Source organism: Citrobacter sp. wls826, assembly GCF_005281245.1.
In the GTDB taxonomy this organism is placed as follows: domain Bacteria; phylum Pseudomonadota; class Gammaproteobacteria; order Enterobacterales; family Enterobacteriaceae; genus Citrobacter; species Citrobacter braakii.
On the sequence record NZ_SZWS01000034.1, the window covers coordinates 34,342 to 46,953 of the forward strand.

Here is a 12,612-nt window from a genome sequence, read left to right on the forward strand (position 1 = left end):
CTTAAAGTACAGATACGGTGCCAGACCCGCGAGCATCATAAAGACAATCGCCCCTGGGTAACCGAAGCTCCAGTGCAGTTCCGGCATGAACTCAAAGTTCATCCCGTAGCTGGAAGCCACCAGCGTCGGCGGCAGGAACACCACAGAGACCACCGAGAAGATCTTGATGATGCGGTTCTGCTCGATATTGATAAAGCCCATCGCCGCCTGCATCAGGAAGTTAACCTTCTGGAACAGTGATTCGTTGTGCGGCAGCAGGGATTCGATATCGCGCAGAATCTCACGCGCCTGTTCCAGCTGACTCCCCGGCAAACGCGCTTTACGCACCAGGAAGTTCAGTGCGCGCTGGGTATCCATCAGACACAGGCGGACCTTCCAGCCAATATCTTCCAGTTCCGCCAGCGTCGAAAGCGCTTCGTCATATTCATCACCCTGACGCCCTTCCATGATCACACGGCTGAGTTTTTCCAGGTCGCTGTAGATGTTTTCGATCTCATCCGCCAACTGTTCAATTTTAGTTTCAAACAGGTCGAGCAGCAGCTCGTAGGCATTGCCATCCACCATCGCCTGATTACGCGCACGCATGCGGTACAGGCGGAATGCCGGCAGCTCGCGCTCGCGCAGAGTAAACAGGCGACCTTCGCGAATGGTAAATGCGACGGTTGAGTTACCCGCGTGATCGTCGGCATCTTCATAGAAGAAGAAGGAGTGAATGTGCAGACCGTCTTCGTCTTCAAAAAAACGCGCAGATGCTTCGATGTCTTCCAGTTCAGGGCGCGTAGCCAGATTCTGGCCCAAGTCCTTTTGCACACGGTTTCGTTCTTCGTCATCCGGCTCGACTAAATCGACCCAAACCGAACTGGCCAGGTGCTCGATTTCGTCTGCCTCAAGGCGAGTTAAACGATTGTTTTCCAGTTGAAATGCGCTCAGCATGACCGGGACTCCCAATGCAAAAAATTATCGGACAGTTCGGAGGGCACACAGAAACAAATTGGGTTTCAGACCATTAAACAGCCTGACTCAGCGCGACGGGAAAAAACAGAAGGTCGCTGACAACCGCGAAGGCTATCAGCAAAAAGGGATAGCCTTAGGAGTTGATCCTGGATGACAGGATAATGAGCCAGTATCTACTGGGTGTGTCCAAGGCGAATGTCCTCTTAGCGTAATCGTGCGCGCATGTTACGCCAGCAAAATTTTGACGTCAACACGCAACAGATGGCGAAAAAGTAATAATTTCCCCTTATACAAAAAGGTTAGCAGAGGGGAATTATTTATCTATGATTTCAGAATATTAACCGACAGATAGCGGGATGGCGGCTTCGCCTCGTCCGGCCTGGAAATCAAAATGTTACCCGGTCTGTAGGCCGGATAAGACGCGCCAGCGTCGCCATCCGGCAAAGCCAAACCGATCAAACCGTTTCCAGTCTGGCGTAGGCTGCCACCAGCCATTTGATCCCTTGCCCCTGGAACGCGACCTGCAAACGACTGTGCTCACCGCTTCCTTCCAGATTGACGATGGTGCCCTCACCAAACTTAGCGTGGCGCACGCGCTGGCCGAGCTTGTAGCCGGTATCATTTTCCGCCATTGGCGTGCCCATCCGCTGATGGCTCACCGGGCGGCTAACCGTGGCGCGCAGGCGAACCTCTTCAACGCACGCTTCCGGCAGTTCGCCGATAAAGCGCGACGGACGGTGGTAAACCTCTTTGCCGTACAGACGACGCGTTTCGGCGTAGGTCAGCGTCAGCTTTTGCATCGCGCGAGTCACGCCTACGTAAGCCAGGCGGCGCTCTTCTTCGAGGCGCCCACCTTCGTCCAGCGACATCTGGCTGGGGAACATGCCTTCTTCCATACCCACGATAAATACCTGGGGGAACTCCAGACCTTTCGCCGAGTGCAGCGTCATCAGTTGTACCGCATCCTGCCAGGTATCCGCCTGCCCTTCGCCTGCTTCCAGCGCGGCGTGAGACAGGAACGCCTGTAGCGGCATTAAGTCTTCGTCTTCTTCGTTGTAGCTGAACTGGCGCGTTGCCGTCACCAGTTCGTCTAAGTTTTCGATACGCGTCTGACCCTTCTCGCCTTTTTCCTGCTCGTACATCATGCGCAGGCCGGAGTCTTTAATCACCCGGTCAGTCTGCACGTGCAGCGGCATATCGGCGGTCTCCTGCGCCAGCGCATCGATCAACTCCATAAAACGCTGTAAGGCGCTGGCGGCGCGACCCGCGAGGGCTTTTTCCTGCAACAGCTCACGACAGGCCTGCCACAACGTAAGCTGGCGGTCACGGGAGGTCTGACGCACGACATCTAATGTACGATCGCCAATCCCGCGGGTTGGCGTATTCACCACGCGTTCGAATGCAGCGTCGTCATTACGGTTAGCGATCAGGCGCAGGTAGGAGAGCGCATCTTTGATTTCCTGGCGTTCGAAGAAGCGCATCCCACCATAGATACGGTATGGCATGCTGGCTTGTAACAACGCCTCTTCCAGCACGCGCGACTGGGCGTTGCTGCGATACAGAATGGCGCACTGTTCCAGCGCACCGCCGTTGTCCTGCCAGGTTTTGATACGATTGACCACAAAACGCGCTTCATCGAGTTCGTTGAACGCGCAGTACAGTGAGATTGGTTCGCCGTCGATGCCATCGGTCCACAGCTTTTTACCCAAACGCCCGTTGTTGTTTTCAATCAGGGCGTTGGCCGCACTGAGGATGTTGTTGGTCGAGCGGTAGTTCTGCTCCAGACGAATGGTTTCTGCGCCCGGGAAATCCGTGAGGAAGCGCTGGATGTTTTCCACCTGCGCCCCGCGCCAGCCGTAGATCGACTGGTCATCATCGCCAACGATCATCACTTTGCCGGTATCGCCCGCCAGCAGGCGGATCCAGGCGTACTGAATGTTGTTGGTATCCTGGAATTCGTCCACCAGGATATTGGTAAAGCGTTCGCGGTAGTGCTGCAGGATATGCGGCTTGTTGAGCCACAGTTCATGGGCGCGCAGCAACAGCTCGGCAAAATCCACCAGCCCCGCGCGGTCACACGCTTCCTGATAGGCCTGATACACTTTCTGCCAGGTTTGCTCTACCGGGTTGCCATAGCTCTGCAGATGGTGCGGGCGCAGCCCTTCGTCTTTCTGGCTATTGATAAACCACATCGCCTGACGCGGCGGCCACTGCTTCTCATCAAGATTCATCGCCTTGATCAAACGCTTGAGCAAACGCAATTGGTCTTCGCTGTCGAGGATCTGGAAATCCTGCGGCAGGTTCGCATCCATATGGTGCGCGCGCAGCAGACGGTGCGCCAGACCGTGGAATGTACCCACCCACATACCGCCCTGGCTGGTTCCCATGATCTGGCCAATACGGTGGCGCATTTCCGCCGCCGCTTTGTTGGTAAAGGTCACCGCCATAATGGAGTATGGCGAGTTGTTCTCTACCGTCAGTAACCAGGCGATACGGTGCACCAGCACGCGAGTTTTACCACTCCCCGCGCCGGCCAAAACCAGCATGTTGCTGCGTGGCGCGGCCACCGCTTCACGCTGTTTATCATTAAGGCTGTCGAGCAGGTAAGAAACGTCCATTGGCACCGCCGCGTAAAAGTAGGTAAGGCGGATAAGCGTAGCGCCATCCGCCAAAAAGCTGGGTATATATACAGAGTTCTGCTGGTGATTATATCAGCGAGGTCAGAGATGCCAACTGTGAAATTTCGATATGCGGCAGCAAACGGCTGTCTGCGGTTTGCATCAGGTCGGCATTTTCCGGTTTGATCCAGCAGGCCTGCATACCGCAACGGATGGCCCCCGCCACGTCTGTCGTCAGGTCATCGCCCACATGCAGAATCTCAGCCACAGGCATTTTCAGTTTATCCGCCGCCAGCGCATACATGTCGCTGAACGGTTTTGATCGCCCGTCGGGACCGGCGCGCAGCACAAACTCAAAGTAATCGCCCAGGCCGAACAGTTCTGGCTGTGCGTTACCGTTGGTGATCGCCACCAGCGGCCATTTGCGGGCCAGCGCCTTCAGCGTGTCATGCGTCGCCTGCGGGACGTCAATGCGGCTACGCCATTTGGCGAAATTCATCATCGCCGCATTCGCCCCCATTCTGGCTTCTGCTTCTGACAATCCCGCCTCCAGCATAGCGCGCTCTACGGCGCGGTGACGCCATTGGGTAACGTCATGGTAGATTTCCGGCTCAGCGTCGCGAACGGCCTGACGTAAGCGCTGTAGGTCGCTATTTTGCAGCGAATTCAACGCCGGATGGTAATTCTGTACAAACGCGAGCGCTTCCTGCTCGGTGCGTGTGATAACGGGACGGTTATCGTAAAGGGTGTCATCAAGGTCAAAGGTGAGCGCAGAAATGCGCCCCAAAGGCCGGTAAAAACGCATTATTTCCCCCGTTTGGCGCGTGGATGCGCCGCATCGTACACTGAAGCCAGGTGTTGAAAATCAAGATGGGTATAGATTTGGGTAGTGGAGAGATTAGCATGTCCCAATAACTCCTGTACCCCGCGCAGATCGCCGCTCGACTCCAGCATATGCGTCGCAAAAGAGTGGCGCAATTTGTGGGGATGTACGTGGCTATTCAGCCCCTGTTTGATCCCCCATTCCGCAAAGCGTTTTTGTACATTACGCGCAGAAATGCGTTTGCCCAGTTTTGACAGGAATAACGCATCGTCATCGCAGCCAAATAGCCCCCGCAGGTCCAGCCAGTGCTCAATCCACGCCACTGCATTGCGGCCAATTGGCAGGCGACGTTCTTTACTGCCCTTCCCCATCACCCATACTTCGCCGGTGTCGAGATCGAGATGTTTAATATCCAGCCCAACCAGTTCAGACAAACGCAGCCCTGCGCCGTACATCACTTCTAACATTGCCCGGTCGCGCACGGCGAGGGGATCGTTGAGGTCGATATCCAGCAGACGATTAACGTCGTCGACATCGATATTTTTAGGTAGATGACGCGGTGCTTTCGGCGCGGAAACACTTTTTGCGGGATTGGCTTTCAGCTCGCCCTGATTAACCAGCCAGTCAAAGAAACTGCGCAATGCGGAGAGACGCAGCGCCAGGCTCGCCGGCCCCAGCCCTTTACGACGGCTGCGCACGGCAAAACTGCGTACCATCGAAGCGTCACATTGTTGCCAGCTTTGCAGACCGGTCTCTCCGGCTAACGCAATGATGGCATCAAGCTGACGCTGATAATTAAGCAATGTGATCGGGCTAAGCTGGCGCTCAACGCCCAGATAGCGTAAAAAGCGTGCCACATCCTGAGAAAGGGGTGAGTCGGTCATACGCGTTCAATCCAGCGCTCCAGCAGCTCCGGCAACATCAGCGAGATTTCCTGCAGTAATTGCGTACCTTGCCCCTGCTGGTAATGATTAACGTCGCGACTGCTGAACAGCATCACGCCCAGGGATCCATCTTGCCCCAACATCGACATCGCCACCGAGCCTATTGCTTTCGCTTCGGGCATCATGACCAGAAGTTCCGGGCCATTGAGCGGTCCAAGATAGTGCAGTGACTGGCCCAGACGCTGAATACGCAGCGGTTCAAAAGCCTGACGGCTTAATGCCAGATGAGTGAATTTTGATGGCGCACCAAGTCGCCAGCGATCCGGGAACAGACGAACCGTCGCCCCAGCCAGCCCTAACTCACGCGCCCAGCGATGAAATCGCATCAGCATGTCGTCAAGACTGCTGGCCGATACCAGCCGTGCTTGCAGATTTAACAGTCGATAGAACAGGCTTTCATTGGCGTTGGCTTGTTCCATCAACAACGCCATATTCTCTTCCAGCACGTTGATATGATTACGTGCCCGCGCCATATGCCATTCCACTAAAGAGACCGTGCCCCGCACCGGGTGCGGAACACGCATCGCTTCAACTGCCTGGGCATTACGGATAAAAAACTCAGGATTACGTTGCAGGTAATCGACGACCGCCCGGTCGTCCAGCTCCATGAGCGTTTCCTGTAGTTCTTCCCCTGGTTGCTTCATAAGTGAATAAATCCGTCGTAGACATGTGCCGCCGGGCCAGTCATATACAGCGGATGACCCGGACCTTTCCAGGCGATATCAAGTCGACCGCCCGGTAATTCCACCCTCACTTCTTCTGCCAGCAGGCCCTGCTGGATACCAACCGCAACAGCGGCGCACGCACCGCTGCCGCAGGCCTGCGTTTCACCCGCGCCGCGCTCATAGACGCGCAGCCGGATATGCTCGCGCTTTACCACTTGCATAAATCCGATATTGGCGCGTTCAGGAAAGCGTTCGTGGCTTTCCAGAACCGGCCCCAACGTTTCTACCGTGGCCGTATCAACATCATCAACCTGAATTACGCAGTGCGGGTTCCCCATTGAAACCACGCCGCACAATACTGTCTGTTCAGCCACGCGCATAATATAGGTCTTCTCTGCTTTGTTGGCGCGAAACGGAACCTGAGCGGGTTCAAAATTGGGTTCACCCATATTCACCCGTACCAGCTCGTCGTCGGTTACGGTTAATACCATACGACCATTAGCGGTACTGACGCGAATATCACGCTTATTGGTCAGCCCTTTCAGGCGAACAAAGCGGGCAAAACAGCGGGCGCCATTGCCACACTGTGACACTTCACTACCGTCGGCATTAAAAATACGGTAGTGGAAATCCAGCTCCGGATCATACGGAGGTTCAACCACCAGCAGTTGATCAAATCCAACGCCGAGATGCCTGTCGGACAAGCGGCGGATCAGCTCTGGTGAGAAAAAGACATTCTGCGTTACCGCGTCGACGACCATAAAATCGTTGCCAAGGCCATGCATTTTAGAGAATTGCATCATTCACTCCGTTCACGCGGGTACAGAAATATACATCTATTCCTGCCGTCAGTAATTCACCTGAGAAGGCCCGTCACTAATCCCACGATCGTTTTTCTCTGGCGTGGTGGATTGCGATTGCGGCTGAACGCTCTTGGTCGGAGGCGGCGCGGTTTTATCTGCTGGCGGGAAATAGAGCGGGCCTTTTAGCCCACAGCCCGTCAGGCTGAACAGAGTAAAAATGACAGCGAGTGGCTTTAACACGTTTTTCATTATCGATTGCCTGTAAAGTTCATGCTTTCTGTTTTCTATCATCGCAGGAGAAGGCGTAAAAGCAAGAGTTAGCCTGTAATCTGCAACGCGTTTTGTTTCAGGTTATACTGCCGTCATCACGAAAAACAGGATAAGAAAATGAACGACAGTGAATTTCATCGCCTTGCTGACACCCTGTGGATGACCATTGAAGAGCGTCTGGATGACTGGGACGGCGACAGCGATATCGATTGTGAGATCAACGGCGGCGTGCTGACCATCAGCTTCGAAAACGGCAGCAAAATTATTATTAACCGTCAGGAGCCGCTGCATCAGGTGTGGCTGGCGACCAAACAGGGCGGCTACCACTTTGACCTGAAAGGCGACGAGTGGATCTGCGATCGTAGCGGCGAAACGTTCTGGGATCTGCTAGAACAGGCGGCGACACAGCAGGCGGGTGAAGAGGTGAGCTTCCGTTAAGTTTTATTGCCGGATACGCTTCGCTTATCCGGCATCATGCTCACGAGAAATACTGCTGCAACAGCGGAGTGTCGTTTTCCTGACTGACGGGCGGCACGGCGCTAATCGGCTGGGTACGGAACGGGATCACCTGCGCGCGCCCATCGGTTTTCACAATCTGATAGAACTGCGGCAGGTTAAAGTTGATGAAGCTGGAGCCGTAGGTAAAGCGATCGTGCGACGACGAGTAGAAACGGCTGACATCGCGTACCAGCTCCTCTTTGCTACCTTCGCAGTGGTGATACACCTCAGCCCGATTACTCTCATCCAGAATGTAGATATTAAAGCCCTGCTCATCACCCGTTTCTTCGAAAAAGAACTGAATGATCCCTTCGCTGGCAAAACCGTCAACCACTGACGGAAGTTTCACATGATTGGTCTCAACCTGAACGGAAAGCCCGTGCAGTTTGTTATGTGAAATCGCGCCATAAAATTCAATCGCGTTTTCCAGCTTCTGTACCGAGACATTCAGGCGCTCGAAGAACAGACCCCACGTCTGACCAGAAACGCGCAGCGCTTTGAAGCGTCCGGTTTCCTGACGGGTGCTGGAGAGGCGCAACTCGATGCACTCAGACACCAGTTGCTGTACACGGGTGCGAATTAAACCGCGCAGATGCTGGCTATAGCAGAAGACCTCGACGCTATCCGGCGGCGCGGCATCCTGGTGCATTTTGCCGAGAATCGTTTTTAACGCTTCAATCATCGCCTGCTCACCGTTGAAGTGCAGCGTACGCACTTCATTCCACGAGTTGCGGTACAGCAGGTCGACGCTACCCACCAGGCAATTTTGTTCTTCACCAAAGCTGAAGACGTCCAGCTTACGGAAATCAAAATGTACCACCTGATTGCGAAATGCTGCCGTCGGGTCATATTCAAGGTTAACGATAATCGCCAGGTGGCGAATCTCGCACGGGCTATAGAGCGCTTTCGGCGTTGGCGCTGGCAGTCGCAGCGGGAAGTGGTGCGACACGTCGGCGACCATTTCTTGCAGCTTCGGCAAATCAACAATGCCGTTGCCCTTAATAAATAAATGCGTACGCGAGGTCAGCAGGCCGTTGAACCAGGCCCACGCCACCAGTTTATTGAGGTAGCGGTTATATTCCAGCGGCTGATGGCTGATGATCGAGTCCATGTTAGGCGCGCGGTTATAGAGATACCAACCCGAACGGTTGGCACGGCCCGGCGGCACATGGATAAAGGTCAGATTCGGTTCCGAGAGATCCGGAGATATCTGCGGGTTCACCAGCGTTACTTTACCTGGCAATGCTTCAAACGCGGCATACAGCTTACGGGTCAGCACGCCGATATCCTGCGGGCTGGCGCTCACGCTGAGGTTATTTCGGCGGGCAAAACGGATCAGGTTACGATAGCTCTGCATCATCGCATCGAGCAGTTCGTTATGCGCTTCGCGTACCTGGTCAATCTTCCAGTTAGCGCGGTTATCCAGCATGGTCAGACGGGCGTCATCCCAGCCCCACTCTTTCACTAACTGACTTAATACTTCACGACGCCAGCCCACACAGGCGCGCTCGCGGCTCAGTTTCTCACACACTTTTAAGTAGAAACATCGACGCACTAAATCCAGACGAGTCGGGTCTTCGATCGCCGTGAGGTACTCGGTAACGCGCTCCAGCATCATGCAGTAAGGGTCGAGACCAAAAGAGACGATCTCGCCATCGTGCAGGCGCTGTTTAATATCTTTCGCCAACAGGCGTGGATTGGGGTATTCCCAGGAATAAGCTTCCAGCAGCAGCGTTTTCAATACCGCTTTGTACGGGGAGTCGATACTCTTGTACAGCTGCCAGAGGCTGGCGCCAAAGTACTCTTCGGCGGAGAGCGAACTGAGTCCGCCGAGATCCAGCCATTCGTTTGGCGTTAACACCCCCTGTGCGTAAAGCGTCATGACGTAATCGTCGTAATGCTCTTCTTCGTCGCCCGGCACCATATTCCACAGAATACGTTTACCCGCGAGACGCACAGCGGTGCGATAGAATTCATCAAGCAACAGGATATGCTGCGTCGAGCCACAGTCTTCACCACCCAAACTGCCGCTTTCATTGTGGCGGAAACGGTTTTCATCAATCAGGAAGAAGCTGACTTCCACGCCCAGCGAGGCGGCCCAGCTTTCCAGCAGGCTACATTTACGCTGCAGCAGCTGGCGCTCTTCGCTATCCAGCCAGGATTGATGGCAGACCCAAATATCAAGGTCAGAGGAACAGCTTTGCCCTACCGAAGAGGTGCTGCCCATTGAGTAAACGCCGGTGATAGGCAGTTCGCCCTTGGGAGGATCCTGCGGTGACATACCGCGGTACAGTTCCAGTTCGTTCAGGTAGTGGCGTTGGGTTTCATCAGGCGTGTAAAGGCATATGCCTTTGGGAACGTTACCATCAAGGTAACCCGGCATCAGCGGATGGTGGTAGTGCAATAATGTCGGCAGCAGACTGTATACCTGCTGGAAGGCAGGTCCCATGGCAGCAAGCGCGCGATCCACACGCAGTTGATTTATGGCATCCAGTCTCTGTTTCAGAGTCTCAATATAGAGGTACAAGACGTATCGCCTGATGTTGCTATCCGTCATGTTGTCGATTGCTGCGGCACAAGCGCTCACAATAATCGTCATCAATTCGGATAAACCGTATGTCAAAAATAACCGTTACCTGTTTTTTCGCCCATATTTTTTTATGCTGTACAGCCGAAAAAATGGTCTAAAACGTGATCAATTTAACACCTTGCTCATTGACCGTAAAGAAAGATGCGCTACATACAAGTGTAGCACCGTTCGTTACGTGTAAATTCCTTCATACGGTCGGGAGGTTTCTCGTCATTATTCACTGCCAGTGATGATGCAGCGCCTTTTCCTCTCACTCACGTTTGAGCGTAACGCTGACATCCCTTTGATAAGGATGTTAGGATGGTCAATGATTGATAATGACGGTAACAAGCATGTTAGACAATGTTTTGAGAATTGCCACACGCCAAAGCCCCCTTGCGCTCTGGCAGGCACATTATGTCAAAGACGCCTTAATGGCAAACCACCCCGGTCTGATCGTGGAACTGGTTCCGATGGTAACCCGTGGCGATGTGATCCTTGATACCCCGCTGGCGAAAGTCGGGGGGAAAGGGTTGTTTGTTAAAGAGCTGGAAGTCGCGCTGCTGGAAAAACGCGCCGATATCGCCGTGCATTCTATGAAGGATGTGCCGGTTGAATTCCCTGACGGTCTTGGACTGGTCACCATTTGCGAGCGAGAGGATCCGCGTGATGCTTTCGTCTCAAATAAGTACAACACGCTGGATGAACTCCCGGCAGGCAGTATCGTCGGGACATCCAGTTTGCGTCGCCAGTGCCAGTTGGCAAAGCGTCGCCCGGATCTCGTCATCCGTTCACTGCGCGGTAACGTAGGTACGCGTCTGAGCAAACTGGATAACGGCGATTATGACGCCATTATTCTGGCGGTCGCCGGATTAAAACGTTTAGGTCTTGAGTCGCGAGTCCGCACCGCTCTGCCGCCGGAAGTCTCCCTACCCGCTGTCGGGCAAGGCGCAGTTGGCATAGAATGTCGACTGGATGATATGCGCACTCAGGCGCTGTTAGCGCCGCTCAACCATGAAGAGACGGCGCTGCGCGTCAAAGCCGAACGCGCCATGAATACCCGCCTGGAAGGGGGATGTCAGGTCCCTATCGGCAGTTATGCAGAACTCATTAACGGTGAGATTTGGCTGCGGGCGCTGGTCGGCGCGCCTGACGGTTCGCAGATGGTATGCGGAGAACGTCGCGGCGCCGCGCAGGAAGCTGAACAGATGGGCATCTCTCTGGCTGAAGAGCTGCTGGAGAACGGTGCGCGCACCATTCTGGCTGAAGTTTACAACGGAGAAGCCCCCGCATGAGTATTCTGGTCACCCGCCCGTCTCCCGCAGGGGAAGAGTTAGTGAGCCGTCTGCGCACACTGGGGCAGGTGGCCTGGAGCTTTCCGCTCATCGAGTTTTCGCCCGGTCGGGAACTGGCAACGCTTGCTTTCCGACTATCGGCGCTGACGGAAAACGATCTGGTCTTCGCCCTCTCGCAGCACGCCGTCACCTTTGCAGATGCCGAGCTTCAGCAACAAGGGAAAAGCTGGCCCTCCCTTCCGCGTTATTTTGCCATTGGTCGCACAACGGCGCTGGCGCTGCATACCGTTAGCGGTTTCAATATTCACTACCCTCTGGATCGGGAAATTAGCGAAGTCTTGCTACAATTACCTGAATTACAAAATATTGCGGGAAAACGCGCGCTGATATTACGCGGCAATGGTGGCCGTGAGCTGATAGGTGAAACCCTGACAGCACGCGGAGCTGATGTCGATTTTTGTGAATGTTATCAACGCAGTGCAAAATATTACGATGGTGCAGAAGAAGCGATGCGCTGGCAATCTCGTGGTGTGACCACGGTGGTTGTCACCAGCGGAGAGATGCTACAACAGCTCTGGTCGCTCATTCCGCAGTGGTATCGTGAGCACTGGTTACTACGCTGTCGGCTGCTGGTCGTCAGTGAGCGTCTGGCGCACCTCGCCCGGGAACTGGGCTGGCAAGATATTAAGGTCGCTGATAACGCCGACAACGATGCGCTACTACGCGCATTACAATAACTCTCATAATGGGATGCCATAATGACGGAACAAGAAAAATCCTCCGCCGTGGTTGAAGAGACCAGGGAGGCCGTGGAAACCACGTCACAGCCAGTCAATACTGAAAAAAAGAGTAAGAACAGCACTGCGCTGATTCTGAGCGCTGTGGCGATTGCTATTGCGCTGGCTGCAGGCGTTGGGCTGTACGGTTGGGGGAAACAGCAGGCAACAACGCAGACAGCAACCAGCGATGCGCTGGCGAACCAGCTTACAGCGTTGCAAAAAGCGCAAGAAAGCCAAAAAGCTGAGCTGGAAGACATTATTAAACAGCAGGCAACGCAGCTGGATGAAGCCGCTCGCCAGCAAGCCGCGCTGGTCAAACAGCTTGACGAAGTCCAGCAAAAAGTCGCCACTATCTCCGGCAGCGATGCCGGGACGTGGCTGCTGGCGCAGGCTG

General features: G+C 54.5%; 12 protein-coding genes and 1 pseudogene. 4 read left to right on the top strand and 9 right to left on the bottom strand.

The features are described 5' to 3' along the window. From corA to FDW87_RS08715, 8 genes are all read right to left on the bottom strand, one after another. Window positions 1–933 (bottom strand): magnesium/cobalt transporter CorA (gene corA, locus FDW87_RS08685; RefSeq protein WP_137379644.1); only part of this gene is annotated, 933 nt, incomplete at its 3' end. Window positions 934–1,087: 154 nt separating this feature from the next. Beyond that, complete coding sequence (gene ysgD / locus FDW87_RS21170; protein ID WP_212723238.1) at window positions 1,088–1,144, bottom strand: YsgD/CorL family protein; 57 nt, start codon at window positions 1,142–1,144, stop codon at window positions 1,088–1,090. Window positions 1,145–1,409: 265 nt separating this feature from the next. Beyond that, entirely contained in the window at window positions 1,410–3,572 is a 2,163-nt protein-coding gene (gene uvrD, locus FDW87_RS08690) for a DNA helicase II (protein WP_016155130.1), read from the bottom strand. 88 nt (window positions 3,573–3,660) lie between these two features. Then, window positions 3,661–4,377 (bottom strand): 5-amino-6-(5-phospho-D-ribitylamino)uracil phosphatase YigB, encoded by a 717-nt coding sequence (gene yigB, locus FDW87_RS08695; protein ID WP_016155129.1) that lies wholly within the window; start codon window positions 4,375–4,377, stop codon window positions 3,661–3,663. After that, window positions 4,377–5,279 carry a tyrosine recombinase XerC gene (gene xerC, locus FDW87_RS08700; protein WP_049040600.1) on the bottom strand — a complete coding sequence of 301 codons (903 nt, stop codon included), beginning with the start codon at window positions 5,277–5,279 and terminating at the stop codon, window positions 4,377–4,379. Before xerC ends, yigB begins: the two co-directional genes overlap by 1 nt. Beyond that, window positions 5,276–5,983, bottom strand: coding sequence for a DUF484 domain-containing protein (locus FDW87_RS08705; protein WP_047358746.1), 708 nt, complete (start codon window positions 5,981–5,983; stop codon window positions 5,276–5,278). The genes xerC and FDW87_RS08705 overlap by 4 nt, the downstream gene beginning before the upstream one ends. Then, complete coding sequence (gene dapF, locus FDW87_RS08710; RefSeq protein WP_016155126.1) at window positions 5,980–6,804, bottom strand: diaminopimelate epimerase; 825 nt, start codon at window positions 6,802–6,804, stop codon at window positions 5,980–5,982. The genes FDW87_RS08705 and dapF overlap by 4 nt, the downstream gene beginning before the upstream one ends. 48 nt (window positions 6,805–6,852) lie before the next feature. After that, window positions 6,853–7,056 carry a lipoprotein gene (locus FDW87_RS08715; protein WP_003017937.1) on the bottom strand — a complete coding sequence of 68 codons (204 nt, stop codon included), beginning with the start codon at window positions 7,054–7,056 and terminating at the stop codon, window positions 6,853–6,855. 138 nt (window positions 7,057–7,194) lie between these two features. Between FDW87_RS08715 and cyaY the strand changes: the two genes are divergently transcribed. Then, window positions 7,195–7,515, top strand: a complete 321-nt coding sequence (gene cyaY, locus FDW87_RS08720; RefSeq protein ID WP_003828967.1) for an iron donor protein CyaY — start codon at window positions 7,195–7,197, stop codon at window positions 7,513–7,515. Between the two features lie 40 nt (window positions 7,516–7,555). Here the strand turns inward: cyaY and cyaA are convergent, their stop codons facing one another. Further along, window positions 7,556–10,102, bottom strand: a complete 2,547-nt coding sequence (gene cyaA, locus FDW87_RS08725) for a class I adenylate cyclase (RefSeq protein WP_019078435.1) — start codon at window positions 10,100–10,102, stop codon at window positions 7,556–7,558. A 395-nt stretch (window positions 10,103–10,497) separates the two neighbouring features. Between cyaA and hemC the strand changes: the two genes are divergently transcribed. The 3 genes and pseudogenes from hemC to FDW87_RS22145 all read left to right on the top strand — a co-directional run. Beyond that, window positions 10,498–11,439, top strand: coding sequence for a hydroxymethylbilane synthase (gene hemC / locus FDW87_RS08730; RefSeq protein WP_016157846.1), 942 nt, complete (start codon window positions 10,498–10,500; stop codon window positions 11,437–11,439). Continuing rightward, entirely contained in the window at window positions 11,436–12,176 is a 741-nt protein-coding gene (hemD, locus tag FDW87_RS08735; protein ID WP_047416496.1) for a uroporphyrinogen-III synthase, read from the top strand. Before hemC ends, hemD begins: the two co-directional genes overlap by 4 nt. Window positions 12,177–12,197: 21 nt before the next feature. Further along, a pseudogene (locus FDW87_RS22145) lies at window positions 12,198–12,612 on the top strand (uroporphyrinogen-III C-methyltransferase); the annotation flags it as partial.